18 protein-coding genes and 1 tRNA gene are annotated in these 18,793 nt (G+C 58.5%); 15 read left to right on the top strand and 4 right to left on the bottom strand.

From position 1 onward, the window contains the following. Positions 1 to 24 precede the first annotated feature (24 nt). From HKK55_RS15725 to HKK55_RS15775, 11 genes are all read left to right on the top strand, one after another. Positions 25 to 1,860 (top strand): (2,3-dihydroxybenzoyl)adenylate synthase, encoded by a 1,836-nt coding sequence (locus tag HKK55_RS15725; RefSeq protein ID WP_169355521.1) that lies wholly within the window; start codon positions 25 to 27, stop codon positions 1,858 to 1,860. Positions 1,861 to 1,899: 39 nt separating this feature from the next. Next, on the top strand, positions 1,900 to 3,114 hold the full coding sequence (locus tag HKK55_RS15730; protein WP_169355522.1) for a histidine decarboxylase: 1,215 nt from the start codon (positions 1,900 to 1,902) through the stop codon (positions 3,112 to 3,114). Between the two features lie 13 nt (positions 3,115 to 3,127). Next, positions 3,128 to 3,451: an isochorismate lyase gene (locus HKK55_RS15735; RefSeq protein WP_169355523.1), complete on the top strand. Its 324-nt coding sequence runs from the start codon at positions 3,128 to 3,130 to the stop codon at positions 3,449 to 3,451. 186 nt (positions 3,452 to 3,637) lie between these two features. Then, positions 3,638 to 5,833, top strand: a complete 2,196-nt coding sequence (locus HKK55_RS15740) for an OsmC domain/YcaO domain-containing protein (RefSeq protein ID WP_169355524.1) — start codon at positions 3,638 to 3,640, stop codon at positions 5,831 to 5,833. 535 nt (positions 5,834 to 6,368) lie between these two features. Continuing rightward, positions 6,369 to 6,683, top strand: coding sequence for a DUF3077 domain-containing protein (locus tag HKK55_RS15745; protein WP_169355525.1), 315 nt, complete (start codon positions 6,369 to 6,371; stop codon positions 6,681 to 6,683). After that, positions 6,680 to 7,027, top strand: a complete 348-nt coding sequence (locus tag HKK55_RS15750) for a hypothetical protein (protein WP_169355526.1) — start codon at positions 6,680 to 6,682, stop codon at positions 7,025 to 7,027. The genes HKK55_RS15745 and HKK55_RS15750 overlap by 4 nt, the downstream gene beginning before the upstream one ends. Then, positions 7,024 to 7,293, top strand: coding sequence for a hypothetical protein (locus HKK55_RS15755; RefSeq protein WP_169355527.1), 270 nt, complete (start codon positions 7,024 to 7,026; stop codon positions 7,291 to 7,293). Before HKK55_RS15750 ends, HKK55_RS15755 begins: the two co-directional genes overlap by 4 nt. A 41-nt stretch (positions 7,294 to 7,334) precedes the next feature. Beyond that, a complete protein-coding gene (locus HKK55_RS15760) occupies positions 7,335 to 7,514 on the top strand; it encodes a hypothetical protein (protein ID WP_237151260.1) in 180 nt (59 codons plus the stop codon). After that, positions 7,511 to 7,837, top strand: a complete 327-nt coding sequence (locus HKK55_RS15765) for a hypothetical protein (protein WP_169355529.1) — start codon at positions 7,511 to 7,513, stop codon at positions 7,835 to 7,837. The genes HKK55_RS15760 and HKK55_RS15765 overlap by 4 nt, the downstream gene beginning before the upstream one ends. 183 nt (positions 7,838 to 8,020) lie before the next feature. Beyond that, positions 8,021 to 8,096, top strand: a tRNA-Asn gene (locus HKK55_RS15770). Between the two features lie 84 nt (positions 8,097 to 8,180). Further along, the gene (locus HKK55_RS15775; RefSeq protein ID WP_169355530.1) at positions 8,181 to 8,804 is read left to right on the top strand and encodes a hypothetical protein; all 624 of its coding nucleotides are present in this window, start codon (positions 8,181 to 8,183) and stop codon (positions 8,802 to 8,804) included. A gap of 48 nt (positions 8,805 to 8,852) precedes the next feature. Here HKK55_RS15775 and HKK55_RS15780 read toward each other — a convergent pair whose 3' ends face one another. The 3 genes from HKK55_RS15780 to HKK55_RS15790 are packed head-to-tail and all read right to left on the bottom strand — an operon-like array spanning position 8,853 to position 12,430. Continuing rightward, positions 8,853 to 10,085, bottom strand: a complete 1,233-nt coding sequence (locus HKK55_RS15780; protein ID WP_169355531.1) for a CaiB/BaiF CoA-transferase family protein — start codon at positions 10,083 to 10,085, stop codon at positions 8,853 to 8,855. Between the two features lie 27 nt (positions 10,086 to 10,112). Continuing rightward, on the bottom strand, positions 10,113 to 11,642 hold the full coding sequence (locus HKK55_RS15785; protein ID WP_169355532.1) for a 3-hydroxyacyl-CoA dehydrogenase: 1,530 nt from the start codon (positions 11,640 to 11,642) through the stop codon (positions 10,113 to 10,115). Between the two features lie 2 nt (positions 11,643 to 11,644). Continuing rightward, positions 11,645 to 12,430 (bottom strand): enoyl-CoA hydratase, encoded by a 786-nt coding sequence (locus HKK55_RS15790; protein WP_169355533.1) that lies wholly within the window; start codon positions 12,428 to 12,430, stop codon positions 11,645 to 11,647. A 262-nt stretch (positions 12,431 to 12,692) separates the two neighbouring features. Between HKK55_RS15790 and HKK55_RS15795 the strand changes: the two genes are divergently transcribed. From HKK55_RS15795 to HKK55_RS15810, 4 genes are all read left to right on the top strand, one after another. Continuing rightward, complete coding sequence (locus tag HKK55_RS15795; protein WP_169355534.1) at positions 12,693 to 13,550, top strand: IclR family transcriptional regulator; 858 nt, start codon at positions 12,693 to 12,695, stop codon at positions 13,548 to 13,550. Between the two features lie 69 nt (positions 13,551 to 13,619). Further along, positions 13,620 to 14,774 (top strand): acyl-CoA dehydrogenase family protein, encoded by a 1,155-nt coding sequence (locus HKK55_RS15800; RefSeq protein WP_169355535.1) that lies wholly within the window; start codon positions 13,620 to 13,622, stop codon positions 14,772 to 14,774. 189 nt (positions 14,775 to 14,963) lie between these two features. Then, a complete protein-coding gene (locus tag HKK55_RS15805) occupies positions 14,964 to 16,238 on the top strand; it encodes an MFS transporter (RefSeq protein ID WP_169355536.1) in 1,275 nt (424 codons plus the stop codon). Between the two features lie 138 nt (positions 16,239 to 16,376). Then, the gene (locus HKK55_RS15810; protein ID WP_169355537.1) at positions 16,377 to 17,120 is read left to right on the top strand and encodes an alpha/beta fold hydrolase; all 744 of its coding nucleotides are present in this window, start codon (positions 16,377 to 16,379) and stop codon (positions 17,118 to 17,120) included. Between the two features lie 67 nt (positions 17,121 to 17,187). Here the strand turns inward: HKK55_RS15810 and HKK55_RS15815 are convergent, their stop codons facing one another. Further along, positions 17,188 to 18,699: a nucleobase:cation symporter-2 family protein gene (locus HKK55_RS15815; RefSeq protein WP_169355538.1), complete on the bottom strand. Its 1,512-nt coding sequence runs from the start codon at positions 18,697 to 18,699 to the stop codon at positions 17,188 to 17,190. Between the last annotated feature and the right edge of the window lie 94 nt (positions 18,700 to 18,793).

Here is an 18,793-nt window from a genome sequence, read left to right on the forward strand (position 1 = left end):
CGAATTTTCTCACGCGTGAACACTATGACTATTGAATTTAACCACTGGCCCCTGGACAGAGCACAACGCTATCGGGACAAAGGCTATTGGATCGACAAACCCCTCACACAGATCCTTCAGCTACGCAGCCAATCACAACCCCACGCGCCAGCGATTATTTGCGGTGAACGTTGCTTCAGCTATGCCGAGTTGGACCAACTGTCCTCCAACCTGGCCTCGCGGCTGTCGGCCAGCGGGCTTGGCAAAGGCGACACCGCTTTGGTGCAGTTGCCCAACATCGCGGAGTTTTACATTGTCCTCTTCGCCCTGCTCAAGGCCGGGATCGCGCCCCTCAACGCGCTCTACAGCCATCGAAAACTCGAGCTCAAGAGCTACGCCAAGCAAATCGAACCAAGGCTGCTGATTGCCTCCCGCGAGCATGAAGTCTTCCGTAGCGACAGCTATATCGCCGACTTCAAGGAGGTGGGCTCAAGCCCTGAAATCACCTTGCTGCTGGGCGAGCAACGTCACGAAAACAACCTCGCTGACTGGATCAAAACTCCGAGCGAGAGCCGCGCGAACTTCTCCCCCACCGAAGCAGGCGAAGTGGCGTTGTTCCAACTGTCTGGCGGCAGCACGGGCACACCCAAACTCATCCCGCGCACCCATAACGACTATCACTACAACGCCCGGGCAAGTGCCGAAATATGCGAGCTCACATCACGGACACGCTTCCTGTGCGCCCTGCCTGCCGCCCATAACTTCTTGCTCAGTTCCCCCGGTGGCCTCGGCGTCCTGTATGCAGGCGGCTGCATCGTCATGGCCCCCAGCCCTGAGCCCTTGACCTGTTTTTCGATCATCCAGCGCCAAGAGATCAATACCGTAGCCCTGGTGCCAAGTGCAGTCGCCTTGTGGTTGCAGGCAGCGCCGGAGCATAAAGAGCAACTGCAATCGCTGGAATTCCTCCAGGTCGGTGGCGCCTGTTTCGCCGACTCGCTGGCGCGCCAGGTTCCCGGTGTACTCGGCTGCAAACTGCAGCAGGTATTCGGGATGGCCGAAGGCCTGATCAACTACACCCGGGTGAACGACTCCGACGAGCAGATTTTTACCACCCAGGGCCGTCCGATCAGCCCCGACGACGAAATCAAAATTGTCGACGAGCAAGGTCTCCCCGTCCCGGACGGCGAGCCTGGCATGCTCGCCACGCGCGGCCCCTACACCTTTTGCGGGTACTACCGAAGCCCCGAGCAGAATGCCCAGGCGTTCGATGATGAGGGTTACTACTATTCCGGCGATCTCGTCCAACGCATGCCAACCGGCGATTTGCGTGTGGTCGGCAGGGTCAAGGACCAGATCAACCGTGGCGGTGAAAAAGTCGCCTCGGAGGAAATCGAAAACCTCATCGTCCTCCACCCGGACGTGACCCACGCAGGCCTGGTGGCCATGCCCGACGACAGGCTGGGAGAAAAGAGCTGCGCCTTCGTCGTCTCGCGCAACCCCAACCTGAAACCGCCCGCGCTGAGACGCCACCTGATGGAACTCGGTATCGCCGAATACAAACTGCCCGATCGCATCCGGCTCATCGAGACCATGCCGCTGACGGCCGTGGGCAAGATCGACAAGAAACATCTGCGCCAGCTCCTGGCGGCGGAAACCACCCGCGCCTGGTTGCAAACTCGCGTGCTGCAACTCGTCGAGGACTGCGAAGACCTGGATCCGGAGGAAAACCTGATTTTCTACGGTCTCGACTCCTTGCAAGTGATGAAGCTCGCAGCCGAACTCAAGGAGCGCGGTATCGCCGTCAGCTTCGAAGAACTGGCGGATTCGCCCACGCTCGCCAGTTGGTGGTCGCTGGTAGACACGAGGCAAAAAGCCGCCTGACTGGGCGGCTCCGCCAAGTCGATTTAAAAGGAGTTAGAAATGACTTTATCCACTGCCGACCAAAGCAGGCTTGAGAGCTTCTGGCAGCACTGCGTGACGAATCAGTACTTCAACATTGGATACCCCGAATCAGCAGACTTTGATTACTCCCAGCTGCATCGCTTCTTGCAGTTTTCGATCAACAACTGCGGGGACTGGAACGAGTACAGCAACTACCTGTTGAACTCGTTCGACTTTGAAAAAGACGTCATGACGTACTTCGCCGAGCTGTTCAGCATTGCGCTCGAAGACAGCTGGGGCTACGTCACCAATGGGGGCACGGAGGGCAACATGTTTGGTTGCTACCTGGGTCGTGAACTGTTCCCGGATGGCACGCTGTATTACTCGAAAGACACCCATTACTCCGTGGCGAAAATCGTCAAATTGCTGCGGATCAAATGCCGTGCGGTTGAGTCATTGCCCAATGGCGAAATCGACTACGACGACCTGATGGCGAAAATAACCGCCGACCAGGAACCTCACCCCATCATCTTCGCCAACATCGGCACCACGATGTGTGGGGCCGTTGATAACATCGCGACCATCCAACAGCGCCTGCATCAGGCAGGCATTGCCCGTCACGACTATTACCTGCACGCCGACGCGGCGCTGAGCGGGATGATTCTGCCCTTCGTCGATCACCCGCAGCCCTTCTCGTTTGCCGACGGCATCGACTCGATCTGTGTCTCCGGCCACAAGATGATCGGCTCGCCTATTCCTTGCGGAATCGTCGTGGCCAAACGCAAGAACGTCGCGCGCATCTCGGTGGAAGTGGACTATATCCGGGCCCATGACAAGACCATCAGCGGCTCCCGCAACGGTCACACCCCACTGATGATGTGGGCAGCACTGCGCAGCCACTCGTTGGCTGATTGGCGCCATCGGATCAAGCACAGCCTGGACACGGCGCAGTACGCCGTCGACCGATTCCAGGCCTCAGGCATTGATGCCTGGCGCAACGAAAACTCCATCACTGTGGTGTTCCCGTGCCCGTCAGAGCGGATCGCGACGAAATACTGCCTGGCGACCTCCGGCCATACCGCACACCTGATCACCACGCCTCATCATCACGACAACAGCATGATCGACGCCTTGATCGACGAAGTGGCTGCCGAAGCTCAGCTGGAGGCCTGGCGATCCAAGCGAGCACCCGCCAGACAAGCGGTCGGCGAGCGACTGCCGACAGCGTCATTCAACTTGCGTACTCACTATTGAAAGAGACACACCTATGCCGCCACTGAAAGCGCCTGAAGCCTGCGAGAACCTCAACGACATTCGGGCGGGCATCGACTTTTTCGATCGTCAGATCCTCGAATCACTGCAAAAACGCCTGCGTTACGTGAAGGCTGCGGCGCAGTTCAAAGCCAACGAACAAGAGATTCCGGCACCCGAACGGGTCGCGGCCATGCTTGAGGAGCGCCGTGAATGGGCGGTAGAGGCCGGGTTTGACGTAGCCTTCGTCGAGAAACTCTACGAGCAGATCATTCACTGGAATATTCAGCAGCAGATTCTGCATTGGCGGGCCACCCATTCGGAGCAGCCCCAGGCGTAAATTCTCAGTTCGACTGACCCGATAAGGGCAACAGAAAGCCTGCATTGATGCAGGCTTTTTTATTGCCGGGCTCCACGACCTGGGAACGGGACCGGTCAGCGGCTACCATTGAAAGCGCAAGACTTCCAGCCGAAAAGCCGGATAATGGCGGCCAAATCGTTTAGCTCGTTATTCTGGTAATCGCGCATGGAAATCAAGGTCAACTTTCTCGACAATCTTCGACTTGAAGCCAAGTTCGATGACTTCACGGTGGTGGCCGATCAGCCTATCCGCTACAAGGGCGATGGCTCGGCACCGGGCCCGTTCGATTACTTTCTGGCTTCATCGGCCCTGTGCGCGGCTTACTTTGTGAAGTTGTACTGCGACACTCGCAATATCCCCACCGAAAACATCCGGCTGTCGCAGAACAACATTGTTGATCCGGAAAACCGCTACAACCAGATTTTCAAGATTCAAGTCGAATTGCCGGCCGATATTTCCGCCAAGGACCGCCAGGGCATTTTGCGCTCCATCGATCGTTGCACCGTGAAAAAGGTCGTGCAAACCGGCCCCGAGTTTGTGATCGAAGAAGTGGAAAACCTGGATGCCGATGCCCAGGCGTTGCTGATGCCGAATCTTGCGTCGGACGCGGGCACCTACATTGCGGGCAAGGACCTGCCGCTGGAGCAAACCATCGCCAACATGTCGGCCATTTTGGCGGGCTTGGGCATGAAGATTGAAATCGCTTCGTGGCGCAATATCGTGCCCAACGTGTGGTCGCTGCACATCCGCGATGCGCACTCGCCCATGTGCTTTACCAATGGCAAGGGCGCGACCAAGGAAGGCGCACTGGCGTCGGCGTTGGGCGAGTTTATCGAGCGCCTGAACTGTAATTTCTTCTACAACGATCAGTTCTGGGGCGAAGAGATCGCCAACGCGGCGTTTGTGCATTACCCGAACGAACGCTGGTTCCAGCCAGGCCCTAAAGATGAGCTGCCGCCGGAAATTCTCGACGAATACTGCCTGCATATTTACAACCGCGATGGCGAGCTGCGTGGCTCCCATCTGTACGACACTAACTCCGGCAATATCGAGCGCGGTATCTGTTCGCTGCCGTATGTGCGCCAGTCGGATGGCAAGGAAGTGTATTTCCCTTCCAACCTGATCGAAAACCTGTTCCTCAGTAATGGCATGAGTGCTGGCAACACCCTGGCCGAAGCCCAGGTGCAATGCCTGTCGGAAATCTTCGAGCGCGCGGTAAAACGTGAAATCCTCGAAGGTGAAATGGCCCTGCCGGATGTGCCGCAAGAAGTGCTGGCGAAATACCCCGGCATCCTGGCGGGCATTCAGGGCCTGGAAGAACAGGGTTTCCCGGTATTGGTGAAGGATGCGTCCCTGGGCGGCGAGTTCCCGGTGATGTGCGTCACCTTGATGAACCCACGCACCGGCGGCGTGTTTGCCTCGTTCGGGGCGCACCCCAGCCTCGAAGTCGCCGTGGAGCGCAGTCTGACGGAACTGCTCCAGGGCCGCAGTTTTGAAGGCCTGAACGACTTGCCGCAGCCGACCTTTGAAGGCCACGCGGTGACGGAGCCGAATAACTTTGTCGAACACTTCATCGACTCCAGCGGTGTGGTGTCGTGGCGCTTCTTCAGTGCCAAATCCGATTACGAGTTTGTCGAGTGGGACTTCTCAGGCCAAGGTGAAAACTCCAACGCCGAGGAAGCCGCGACCTTGTTCGGCATTCTCGAAAACATGGGCAAAGAAGCGTACATGGCAGTGTATGAACACCTAGGTGCACCCGCCTGCCGCATCCTGGTGCCGGACTACTCGGAAATCTATCCGCTGGACGATCTGATCTGGGATAACACCAACAAAGCGCTGTTTTTCCGTGAAGACATCTTGAACCTGCACAGCCTGAGCAACGCCGAGCTGAAAGCACTGGTCAAGCGCCTGGAAGACAGCGAGCTGGACGACTACACCGATATCACCACCTTGATCGGCATCGAATTCGACGACAACACCGCCTGGGGTCAATTGACGATCCTGGAGCTGAAGCTGCTGATCTACCTCGCCTTGAAGAACGTCGAAGAGGCGAAAGAACGGGTGGAAATGTTCCTGCAGTACAACGACAACACGGTGGAGCGCGGGTTGTTCTACCAGGCTGTGAACGTGGTGCTGGAAATGCAGCTGGACGAAGACCTGGAACTGGCCGACTACGAGGTCAACTTCCGCCGGATGTTCGGCAACGAGCGGATGGACGCCGCGATAGGTTCAGTGGACGGCAACGTGCGTTTCTTCGGGTTGACGCCGACGAGCATGAAGCTTGAAGGGCTCGACCGGCACCAGCGCCTGATTGATAGCTACAAAAAGCTGCACAGGATGCGGGCTGGTGTGGCGGGTTAATTCACGATCAGTTAAGAGTGAGCACTGACCCTGTGGCGAGGGGGCTTGCCCCCGTTGGGTTGCGAAGCAGCCCTAAAACCGGTCATCTAGGTCTATCTGAAAAAACTCAGTGATCTTATTGGGGCTGCTCCGCAGCCCAACGGGGCGATACGGCGGTCCGGCAAGCCCCCTCGCCACAGGTCACTCGTTGTCTGTTCCATCTCTTAACTGACCGACATTAAGCACCTTGGGTGCTTTTTTTGTTTTTGTCATCCACCGAATCGTTTTAGTGATCTGCTGAAACCTCCTCATTTCGTTTAAAAAGTCACGTTTGGCTTGGCCCGTTTTCTCCAGAAAAAGATGTCAGCAAGCACCTCCATACAGCCAAGCCTTTTCAGTGCTTTCAGTAAGCGATATCTGCCACTGCTTTAGGAACTGTCCAGCGGTTTCTGTAGTGAGTTTTTGCACGTGTCTTTCTATGCTTTGGACGCGAGCAGTAAGGCATTAGCCCATGGACGCCGACGCTCGCAGACCTGAAAACTGACAGAGGTGTGAAATGAACTGCCCAGCAGCAACCCAAGCAGCCCGTGAACAGTTGCTCACTACTGCTCACTCTTTCCACAATTTCGAGTACCGCCCCGAAAACAAATATCTCTTGCAGGTGCTTCCCGGAAATCCAGCAATCGAAGCGCTGAATTCCTCCAGTTGTCTTTTGGCGTCAGTCACCAGTTTTCTTGACCGCCTGATCGATGGCGATACGGACGCCAATGAAATTTACGCAGTCCGATTTATGGTCGAAGCCACGAAAGCCTTAATAGATTCGACAACCAAGAGCGTCGAGTTCGGCAATCTCCATGGCGGTGCCCAATGATCCGCATGCCCAAAGCCGAACGACTGATGCATGTCGCCCAAGGCTTGAATGCGCTCACTGAGGTACTGATCAGCGACTTGATCCTCGAAGACAGTTCACAGGCGCCTGGCGCTATCCGCAACGGACACCTGGAAGGTTATCTACGCGCCATGCAGTGCCTCGGCCTTGAGCTGGAGGACGCTGTCACGGATGCCTGGGAGAACGCGGACAACCCAACCTACATATGCGAAGCGGACCATAAGCGGGCCAAGGAAGAAGCTTTGGAGATATCTGCCACCGTTTCGGTCCTCACGTGGGGGCATGAGCCGGTCACACGGCGAACGGTTCAGGAGCCGGGCCAATGAATAGCCCACTCAACAAAATCATCTCAATTACCGAAGAGTCTCTAAGCGCGCTGGAGTATGCACATCAGGCGCTCAAATCTGCCGAAGCCACTTTCAAGGTGCTGAAGGGGTTCGTTGACGAGCATTCAGACACTTTTCATATGGCCCGGATGGGCGAACTGTTCTGCATGGACCAAGCTGGCGGCATTGATTGCATGCGCGAGGATTATGATCGTCAGTTCGTAAAGGTGCTTTGCGCAGGCCAAAATGGAGATGTCCATTCATGAGCCGAGCAGCAACGCTTCCAGACCGCCTGGAGTGCCAACTAATGACCATCAATGAACTGGCCAAGGTGCTTACGAACAACACCGCACATAAAGGATGCGCCGATCCCGCACAAATCGACCTCCTGGGTGAGGATGCCATTTACTCGGCAATCACATTCCTCAGCGAAATGGCTCACAACGATCTCTGTGATTTGTTGAATACCTTGGAGGGGGTCTCATGAAAACGCTATCAATCAACGCCCTTCTCCCGAGCATGCTGCAAGAGTTCTCAGGGCTCGCCGTTAACCCAAAGGCAGTACCTACCGAAGAACAGATCGTCAGGCTTACAACCCTAAAAATGGGTGCCGCGAACTCTGCGCTTGCCGCTGAATTGGGAATCAGTGCCATAGGCGCAGCGATTGGTATCTGTGCTGATGAACTGGGTGAGTTGCACACAGGCAACCTCGGCTGGCTCCTCGAGATGTTAGGAGACTTATCCGGTAGCGCACGACACATTGAGCATGAGGCAATCCACTACCTACGAATGGCGAAAACCGGCCAATAAACAGCGAAGAACCTTACTCCGTTAATCGACGGCCTGACTGGTCGTCGCTCACGCCGCCATCACCCGATAACGTCCCATTTAATGGGCAACCACCGCTGGTTTGACGTGAGCTTTGCCAAGCTCCGACGAAATACATCACCAATAACTTGACTTATCCTTTTCAATCAGTAACATACGGCGCATTCCGCGATAGCTCAGTTGGTAGAGCAAATGACTGTTAATCATTGGGTCCCTGGTTCGAGTCCAGGTCGTGGAGCCAGACAATAAAAGAAGCCTGCAGAAATGCAGGCTTTTTTTTGTCCAAAATTTCCCATCCAGCCGTCATCGACAAGGAGTCGACCCCATGAAGAAGAACCGCAACCATCCCTTTTTCCAGCTGCGCCCGAGCAAGGCGAGTGTGATCGCCAAAAGGCCTATTCCCTCCTCCGGCACCGTCTTGTCAATCGTGGCGGTGGTGATTTCCATTGCCGCGGCTTCGATCGCCTACTGGCAACTGGATCTGATGCGCGAGCACAACAGGTTGTCGGTCAGGCCTTACCTGATGATCACGCCCCATCTGACCGCAGAGAAAGCCGGCCTTTATCTTTCCAACGAAGGTATCGGGCCGGGCATCATTACCTCGTTCAAGATTCGGGTCGCCGACGAGCAGTTCGACGGGCTCGGTGACAGTCGCTGGCCGGCTGTTCTGAAGAAGGCACGACTGAATCCCGAGTGTTTCTCCAAAGGCTGGCCCACCCAGGGTGCCGCCGTCAGGCCCGGCAATGAAATCGCCATTCTGGCACCGACCAAAAGTACTTTGTTCGGCGCTCTATGCCTGGTTCAAATGAGCCTCTTCCTGCAGAAGAATGAGGTGTTTGCCGACATGGAGTATGAATCGCTCTACAAGGAACGCTTCACCTTTTCGGCGCCGCTGAAGATCAATGAAGAGCTTGATATGGGCGCGCTGGGCAAGCTGTTCCCCAACTGATATCCGAGGATTCGGCCTGGCGCCCAATACGCCGCCAGGCCCGCGTGATTACCCCAACTGCTCAATCACCCCACCCGCCTTGAGCTGCGCCAACTGCTCAGCCGACAACCCCAATCGCTCACCCAACACCTCATCTGTATGCTGCCCCAACATCGGCGCCGGCCGCACATACTCCACCGGCGTCCCCGACATCTTGATCGGGCTGCCCACCATGGCAAAGTCCGGGTTCTGCGGGTGAGGAATCTTCACCATCAGTTCACGAGCGATCACCTGAGGCTCTTCCAGGGATTGAGCAATGGTGTTGATCGCGCCCACTGGCACCTTGGACGCATGGATACTCGCCACCCATTCATCCGCCGTGCGCCCGAGGAAGTGCGCCGACAACAATTCGACGATCTCGGCACGGTGGGCAACGCGGTCGGCGTTGCGGCGAAAGCGTGGGTCATCCGGCAGGTGCGGCAGGCCGATGCTCTGGCACAAGGCGATAAACTGGCTGTCGTTGCCGCAGGCGATGATGAAGTCGCGGTCCGAAGCGCGAAACACTTGGTACGGCACGATGTTGGCGTGGGCGTTGCCGTAGCGCTGCGGGACTTTGCCCGAGGCCAGGTAGTTCATGCTCTGGTTGGCCAGGGTTGCCACTTGGACATCCAGCAACGCCATGTCGATGTGTTGGCCAACACCGGTGCGTTCCCGGCTAAGCAACGCGGCCTGGATAGCAACGGTGGAGTACAGGCCGGTCATCAAGTCGGAGAATGCCACGCCGACTTTCTGCGGGCCGCCGCCGGGTAGGTCGTCGCGCTCGCCGGTGATGCTCATCAGGCCGCCGATGCCTTGGATGATAAAGTCGTAGCCGGGCTCTTCGGCGCGCGGGCCGGTCTGGCCGAAGCCGGTGATGGAGCAGTAGACCAGCCGTGGATTGAGCTCAGCCAGGGTCGCGTAATCCAGGCCGTAGCGTGCCAGGGAACCGGCCTTGTAGTTCTCGATCAACACGTCGGAACTGGCCGCCAACGCCCGCACCAGTTCCTGACCCTCGGCGCTGGCCAGGTCGATGGCCACCGACAATTTGCCTCGGTTGGTGGACTGGTAATAAGACGCCTGCCCGGATGATTCGCCGCTGTCGGTCTTCATCCATGGCGGGCCCCAACCGCGGGTGTCGTCACCACTTGTCGGGCGTTCGATCTTGATCACTTCTGCCCCCAGGTCGGCCAACACCTGGCCACACCAAGGGCCGGCCAATACCCGGCTCAAATCCAGTACCCGCAAACCTGTCAACGCACCCATTGTTCTTATCCTGTCGATGAATCGAAATCAGCCAACTGTCGGCTCTTTATGGAGCAGGGAAATCCCCAGCACCGCACGCCGCCGCAGCCAAGGGCTGGGGCGATAACGTGGGTCATGGGTGAGTTCACTCATGCGCTGCAAAATACTCAGGATCCGCCGTGGACCGAGGGCATCACCCCAAGCCAGCGGACCGTTGGGATAACCCAGGCCCAGTTGCACCGCCTGGTCGATATCCTCGACGCTGGCGATCCGCTGTTGGGCAATGTCGCAGGCCAGGTTGACCACCATCGCCAAGGTGCGTTGGGCAACAAAACCAACGCTGTCACCAATCACCGTCACACCCACACCATCGCTGGCGAGCAAGGCATGGGCCGCGTCGCGCATACCGGGCGCGGTCAGTGGGCTTTGCATCAGGGTGCGATGGCGCGACAGGTCAGTCAGCAGGTCAACGCACACCGTACGCGCCGGGTCTGTGTCGAAGCGCTCACACGCCGAGGTGGCATCGCGACCATAGGGCGCCAGCAAACACAAGGCCTCGGCCGAGGGCTGTGCAGCACTTTCAAGGTGCGCGCCCAACTCGATCACCAGTGCACTCAAACGCTCATAGTCTTCGGCGTTTTCGGTGGCAATCCACACCGGCGGCAACGATGGGATCGTGGGCACCGGCTGCGGTTGTGGGCCATCGATGACCTGGCCGTTTTCATACCGATAGAAGCCCTGCCCGGTCTTGCGCCCCAGGCGCCCGCCCACCAACATTTGCCGGGTCAGCGGCGAAGGTTTGTAGCGCGGTTCCTGATAGAACTGGTTGTAGATCGACTCCATCACCGGATGGGAAACGTCGAGGCCGGTAAGGTCCAGCAACTCCAGCGGGCCCATGCGAAAGCCAGCGCCTTCGCGCAGGATGCGGTCGATGTCGCCGCACTGGGCGATGCCTTCATCGAGCATCTTCAGGGCTTCGGTGCCGTAGGCACGCCCCGCATGGTTGACGATAAAACCTGGCGTATCTTTGGCCCGCACGCCACGGTGCCCAACACGCGCGACAAAGGCCAGCAAGCGGTCGCCTACCTGCGGCGCCGTCGCCAGACCGTCGATGACTTCCACCACCCGCATCAACGGCACCGGGTTGAAGAAGTGCAGTCCCGCCACCCGCTCGGGATGCTGGCAACCAGTGGCAATCGACGTCACCGACAGCGACGAGGTATTGGTAACGAGGATGCAGTCCTCCGTAACGATACCCTCCAACTGCTGCAACAGACCGCGCTTGGCCTCCAGGTTTTCGACAATGGCTTCCACCACCAAATCGCAATCGCGCAGTTCATCAATGGCGGCCGTCACCTGCAGGTTTTCCAGCGCGGCGTCCATCGCCGCCTGGGTGATCTTGCCTTTGCTCACCAGCTTGGCCAAGGTGGCTCCGAGGTTGTCGCGAGCCGTTTGCGCCGCGCCGTCGCGGGCATCAAACAGCCGCACCCGCACACCGGCCTGGGCGGCAATCTGCGCGATACCGGCACCCATGACACCGGTGCCCACCAACCCCATGATCTTGATTGAATCGCCCATGGTCATTCCCCGAGGTAGTTGGGTGTGCGTTTCTCGAAGAACGCCGCAGCGCCCTCCTTCTGATCCACAGAGTCGAACAACAGTTGGAAGGCTTTGCGCTCCAGCACCAGGGCGCTTTCCAGCGGCAGGTCGGCGCCGGCGAGCATGACTTCCTTGATCTGCTCCACCGCCAGAGGTGGCAACGCGGCAATCTGCGCTGCCAGTTCCAGGGCACGGGGCAAAGTCTGGTCGTCGGCCACCACTTCGCTGAGCATGCCCATGGCCAAGGCTTCAGGCGCCTTAACGATGCAGCCGGTCAGCGCAATGCGCATGGCTTGGAACTTACCCACCGCCCGCACTAGGCGCTGGGTACCGCCCGCCCCCGGCATCAAACCAAGTTTGACCTCTGGCTGGGCAAAGCGCGCGGACTCACCGGCGACGATCAGGTCACAATGCATCGCCAGCTCGCAACCGCCACCCAGGGCAAAACCGTTCACCGCCGCAATCACCGGCTTCGGGCAACGGCTGATGGCTTCCCACAAATACTCGGTGTGCCGACGGTACATTTCGATGGGAGTGGCGCTGGCGAACTCCTTGATATCGGCACCGGCGACGAAGAATTGCTCGCCACCGGTCAGCACGATAGCGCGCACATCCTTGCGCTGGGCCAGGGCCCGGAAGTGCAGCGCCAGTTCTTCTCGAACCTGGGCGTTCAGAGCGTTTTTCACTTCAGGACGATGGATACGCACCACGGCAACGCCATTGTCCTGGACGTCGAGGTGCACCACGGGTTGGTCGGAACTGGCCACATTCACTCCTGCTGCAATGTTCTTGTTAGTGCGGTTAACGCTTGTTTCGCTGTGCGAAATAACATTCCGTATTTAACGATTAGCATAAGTACCGGCCTGCCGGGTGTAAACGTAAAAACCCATCACACGAGTAAAATAGCAATTAAGCCTTTGTTTATAAGCGCTTTATTAAGGATAAATCTCACAGCGCCACAAGTTGCTTAGTTTCGCTGTGCGGAATACAATTTTGTTTTGTTGATTTTATAAAAAAATGGGGACTAACATGCGCCGTCGAAACATGGACCCGAACACCCCAGAAGCCCCCGCAGGCAACAACGCCTTCGAGCATCTGTTGATCGACCCAATGAACACCGATGAGGAGGAAGACAAGGACCGCCAGTTCGTCACCGCCTTGGCCCGCGGCCTGGAATTGCTGCGCTGCTTCACGCCAAGCGAAAGCGTGCTGGGTAACCAGGAACTGGCGCGCAAGACCGGGCTGCCAAAACCGACCATCACCCGGATGACGCACACCCTGACCCGCTTGGGGTATCTCAAGCACCTGCCGCAGTCGGGCCGGTATCAGTTGGATGTGGGGGTGATGGCGTTTGGTTACGCAATGCTTTCCAACCTGTCGGTGCGGGCCGTGGCTCATCCGCTGATGGAGACGATGGCCAAGTACGCCCAGGCCGCCGTGGCGATGGCCACCCGGGATCGCCTGGACATGGTCTATCTGGACGTGGTCCAGGGCGAGGCCAACATGACCATGCGCCGTCAGGTAGGTACGCGCTTGCCGTTGCACTTGAGTTCAGCAGGCCGCGCCTGCCTGGCAGCCATGCCGGAAAACGAGCGGGAATTCATGCTCGACCATATCCGCCAGCGTCATCTGGAGGACTGGCCGGGGATCCGCAAGGGGCTGGAACGCGCCTTCCGGGACTACACCGACTTCGGCTATTGCATGTCGATCGGTGAGTGGCATCGCGATGTCAACGCCATCGCCGTACCGCTGTTTCATGCACAACATGGGCTGTTGACGTTCAACTGTGGCGGACCGAGTTTTCACCTCTCCCGGGAGAAACTCGAAGACGACATCGGGCCACGCCTCAAGCACATGGTGAACAACATCGAGGCCGCCGCCCGCTAGACAGATCGGTGCACGGCCTCGGCAGATTGACTACAACAGGCCCGCCGAACGGGCCGCCGAGGAATGCACATGATCCGAGATCCGGAAACGCTTCACCTTCTGCTGGAAACCCTCCAGCAGTTCGTCAACGAAGCGCTGATCCCACGGGAAAACGAATTGGCCGAGACCGATGACGTCCCGGCAGATATCGTCAACCAGTTCCGCGAGTTGGGCCTGTTCGGTCTGACCCTCCCCGAAGCCTACGGCGGCCTGGGGCTGACCATGGAAGAAGAGGTCAATGTCGCCTTCGAACTGGGCCGCACTTCCCCGGCCTTCCGTTCCTATTTCGGCACCAACAATGGCATCGGCTCCATCGGCATCCTGCTCGATGGTACCGAAGCGCAGAAGCAACACTACCTGCCCAAACTGGCCAGCGGCGAGTTGCTCAGCTCGTTCTGCCTGACCGAGCCGGACTCCGGCTCCGACGCGGCCTCGTTGAAAACCTCGGCGATACGCGACGGCGATCACTACGTGCTCAACGGCACCAAACGCTTTATCACCAATGCGCCACACGCCGGCATCTATACGGTCATGGCCCGCACCAACCCGGACATAAAGGGCTCGGGCGGCATCAGTGCGTTTATCGTCGAGCGCAACACGCCGGGGCTGTCCCTGGGCAAGCGTGATCACAAGATGGGCCAGAAAGGCGCCCACACCTGTGACGTGATTTTCGACAACGTACGCGTGCCGGCTGATCAGTTGATCGGTGGCGTTGAAGGCGTGGGTTTCAAGACCGCGATGAAGGTCCTCGACAAGGGCCGCCTGCACATTGCAGCGGTCAGCGTCGGTGCCGCCGAACGCATGCTCAACGATGCCTTGAACTACGCCATCGAGCGTAAACAGTTTGGCCAGCCGATTGCCGAGTTCCAGCTGATCCAGGCCATGCTCGCCGACAGCAAAGCCGAGATCTATGCGGCCCGCTGCATGGTGCTGGACGCCGCGCGCAAGCGTGATGAAGGCCAGAACATCGGCACCGAAGCCTCCTGTTCGAAAATGTTCGCTACCGAAATGTGCGGCCGGGTGGCGGATCGCTGCGTGCAGATTCATGGCGGCGCAGGCTATGTCAGCGAGTACGCCATCGAGCGTTTTTATCGCGATGTGCGGTTGTTCCGCTTGTATGAGGGCACCACGCAGATCCAGCAGTTGGTGATCGCCCGCAACATGATTCGCGAGGCGCAGCGCTAACTATCAAGCACACCGCAAACCCAATGTGAAAGTCGATCAAATGTGGGAGCCGGGCTTGCCCGCGATGCAGGCACCTCGGCCTGTCAGTTGCACCGAGGTGATGCTATCGCGAGTAAGCCCGCTCCCACATCAACCGCTTTATCGCAACACCCATACCCAGTGCCCTAACAACTACAACAAGGTATCGCTATGGAAGTCGCCGCTCAGGCGGGTGCGTTGTCGCCCGCAAAAAACAAGCTGTGGATCATCGTCTTCATCTTCTGCTTCCTCGGTCTGCTGATCGACGGCGCGGACTTGATGCTGCTGTCCTACAGCCTCGGTAGCCTGAAAACCGAGTTCGGCCTGACCAGTGTCGAGGCTGGCAGCCTGGGCAGTTTCACCCTGGCCGGGATGGCCATTGGCGGGATCTACGGCGGCTGGGCCTGTGACCGGTTCGGTCGGGTGAAAACCGTGGTCTGGAGCATCGTGCTGTTCTCCGTCGGCACCGCGATCCTGGGCATGACCCACAGCTATTGGCAGTTCGCGAGCACCCGCTTTTTCGCCTCGTTGGGATTGGGCGCGCTGTACGTGGCCTGCAACACCCTGATGGCCGAATACGTACCGACGCGCTACCGCACAACGGTACTCGGCACCCTGCAAGCAGGCTGGTCAGTGGGTTACATCGTCGCCACCTTGCTGGCCGGCTGGATCCTGCCCAACCACGGCTGGCGCTGGCTGTTCTACGTGGCGATCATCCCGGTGATCCTCGCCGTGCTGATGCAACGCCTGGTACCGGAGCCACAAGCCTGGATCAAAGCCCAAGCCGAACGCGCCCGGGAAAAGGCCGAAGGCATCAAGCAGGTCACGACGAAAAAACCCGACGGCATGTTCAAGCTGATCTTCAGCGACCCGAAAGCCAGCCGCATGTTTATCCTCTGGGCGCTGACCGCAGGCTTCCTGCAATTCGGTTACTACGGGGTCAACAACTGGATGCCCTCCTACCTGGAAGGCGAGTTGGGGATGAACTTCAAGTCGATGACCAGCTACATGGTCGGCACGTACGCGGCGATGATTTTCGGCAAGATTCTCGCCGGCTGGGCGGCGGACCGCCTGGGACGACGCAGCGTGTTTGCGGTCGGCGCCTTGGGCACGGCCATCTTCCTGCCGATAATCGTGCTGTTCCAGAGCCCGGAAAACATTCTCTGGCTGCTGATTGTGTTCGGCTTCCTGTACGGCATTCCCTACGGCGTCAACGCGACCTACATGACCGAAAGCTTCGAAGCGAAATTTCGCGGCTCGGCGGTGGGCGGTGCCTACAACATCGGCCGAATTGGCGCGGCGGTGGCTCCGGCAGCCATTGGTTTCCTGGCGTCCCATGGCTCGATCGGCGTGGGCTTCATGGTGATGGGCGGCGCGTACTTTATCTGTGGGGTCATCCCAGCGCTGTTTATCCGCGACAAGCAGTTTGATCCGCAAAAACAGTGAGTTATCTCTGATAAACAGGTGGGAGCGGACTCGCTCCCACGCTGTGAATCAAAGGGCAAAACCTAGCTGTTTTGCTAGTTACGCAATTTTTCCGGGGCGACTATCGTGTACCTGATCATTTTTATGGCAGGGCACGAAATGGAGTTCATCGAAACAACCCGTGAAGGCTTTGCTTTCTTTGGGGAACACCGTACGTGGTACCGGGTGACCGGCAACCTCGACAGCGGCCTGGCACCGTTGGTCATCCTCCATGGCGGCCCGGGCGGTACCCATGACTACCTCGACGCCTTCAAGGACGTAGCCGCCAGCGGCCATGCCGTCATTCACTACGACCAACTGGACAACGGGCATTCGACGCTCCTGCCCGAAAAGGATCCTGCATTCTGGACCATCAGCCTGTTCCTGGAAGAACTGGATAACCTGCTGGACCACCTGCAAATCAGCAACCACTACGCCCTGCTCGGACAATCCCGCGGCAGCGTGCTCGGCTGCGAACACGCGCTGTTGCATCCTGCGGGCCTGCGCGCACTGATTGTCGCCAACTCCCCAAGCTGCATGCGCACCTGGATCAGCGAAAACCAACACCTGCGCACACTGTTGCCACCCGGCGTGCAGAAAACCTTGCTCAAGCAGGAGCAAACCATCCGTTTGAACGAATGGAATGTCACCGGCCGACTGTCGAAAATCGAGGTGCCGACCCTGGTGATTTCCGGACGCCATGACCCGGCAACCTCCCAGGTGGTCAAGCCGTTCCTGGAGGAGATCCCCGATGTTCGCTGGGCGCTGTTTGCAGACTCCACCCACATGCCGCACATCGAGGAGCGCCAGGCGTGCATGGGCACGGTGGTAAAGTTTCTGGATGAGACCTGCCGACTGAATTAAAAGAACGCCGCCTCCCGCAGCGACTTGCAAGTGCTGCCGAAGGCGGCGTTCTTTTGCCTACCTTTGATTACACGTGGCTGGTTTCAGTCCGCCCCGCCACCGAGGCCTTCGTCGACACCTCGGCCAGCAATGGAATCTCCTTACCCTCGGCATCAAACAACTTACCGCCGCTGAAGTAATCCCCATCGCGCAGCGCCGCCACGTCCTGGAAGCACAGGCTGCGTTCAGTGCCGGCGACAAATACCGACTGCTGGTCAGAGTTGCCCGCCGTGAAGTGGTTGAACGTCAGGTTCAGCAAAATCGCCATGATCGCCGACGAGCTGATCCCCGAATGGAAGATGGTCGCGAACCAGCTTGGGAACTGGTCATAGAAGTTTGGCGCGGCGATGGGAATCATGCCGAAGCCGATGGAGGTGGCGACAATGATCAAGTTCATGTTGTTGCGGTAATCGACCTTGGACAGCGTGCGAATCCCACTGGCCGCCACTGTGCCAAACAGCACAATCCCGGCACCGCCCAACACCGACGTAGGCACCGCCGCAATCACCCGCCCCATGAATGGCAACAGGCCGAGAATCACCAGAAACACGCCGCCCGTCGCCACCACAAAGCGGCTCTTGACCCCGGTCACCGCCACCAGGCCGACGTTCTGGGCGAAGGCACTCTGGGTGAACGAGCCGAAGATCGGCGCAAACAGGCTCGACAGCATGTCGGCGCGCAAACCGTTACCCAGACGCTTGGAGTCAACCTTGGTGTCGATGATCTCGCCCACCGCCAGGATGTCCGCCGAGGTTTCCACCAAGGTCACCATGATCACAATGCACATGGAGATGATCGCGGCCACATGGAAGGTCGGCATACCGAAATGGAACGGCGTAGGGAAACCGAACATCGGCCCTTGGGTCACGCTGGAAAAGTCGGCCATGCCGAGCAATACCGCGATCACCGTGCCGATCACCATGGCCAACAGGATCGACAGCCGCGAGATGGCCGCGCTGCCCAGTTTGCTCAGCAGCAACACCAGCACCAGGGTCAGCGCTGCCAGGCCGATATTGGCCGTGCTGCCAAAGTCTGCGGCGTGGCTGTTGCCGCCCATGGCCCAGCGGGCCGCGACGGGCATCAAGGTCAGGCCGATAGTGGTGATGACGATGCCGGTCACCATCGGCGGGAAGTACTTGGTGATCCGTGAGAATACCGGCGTGATCAACAAGCCGATCAAGGACGCGGCCATCACCGCCCCGAGGATCGCAGGCATGCCGCCCGCCCCGTCGCTGCCGACAATCGCCACCATGGTCGCCACACCCGAAAAAGACACCCCTTGCACCAGCGGCAATTGGCAACCGAAGAACGGCAGGCCGAGGGTTTGCAGCAGGGTTGCCAAGCCACCGGCAAACAGCGACGCGGCAATCAACAGGCCAATGTCCGCCGGTGACAACCCGGCTGCCTGGCCAATGATCAGCGGTACGGCAACGATGCCGCCGTACATGGTGAGCACATGCTGCAGGCCGTAAGCCATGTTGGCTGCGACGCCAAGATTCTCGTCTTCTGGCCGTTGCGGTGACGCCTTCGGGATAGTCATGGTGAGGGGTCTCTGTTTTTGTTGTGCGCTCACTGTATGCAATACAAAGACTAGATGTCCATAGAGTTGTATACAATCAAACGAACAAGATACC

It is taken from the genome of Pseudomonas sp. ADAK18, assembly GCF_012935695.1.
In the GTDB taxonomy this organism is placed as follows: domain Bacteria; phylum Pseudomonadota; class Gammaproteobacteria; order Pseudomonadales; family Pseudomonadaceae; genus Aquipseudomonas.